Genomic DNA, 289 nt, shown 5'->3' with positions numbered 1-289 from the left:
GCTGTTTTATGGTGACATTGGCAACAAACGTAAGACTATGGGTAAGCCAACGAGAGTGAATCAACAATGGTGTGGTGATATCACTTATTTGAAAGTGGGTCAGCGTTGGCATTATTTGGCTGTCGTCTTGGATTTGTACTCTAGACGAGTCATAGGTTGGGCTTTTGGTCACAATAAGACGACAGAGCTAACGCTTAAAGCGTTAAAGAGTGCATTAAAGCACAGGCGCAGCAATGAACGTATATTATTTCATACAGATAGAGGTGCGGAGTATCGAGCTTATGTTGTG

At 42.6% G+C, this 289-nt stretch carries 1 protein-coding gene; it reads left to right on the top strand.

The features are described 5' to 3' along the window. Window positions 1–289 (top strand): DDE-type integrase/transposase/recombinase (locus AC1EU2_RS18795; protein ID WP_480299804.1); only part of this gene is annotated, 289 nt, incomplete at both ends.

The sequence above is a fragment of the Parashewanella sp. 2304DJ23-3 genome (assembly GCF_056591695.1).
This window is presented reverse-complemented; position numbering and strand designations above follow the sequence as displayed.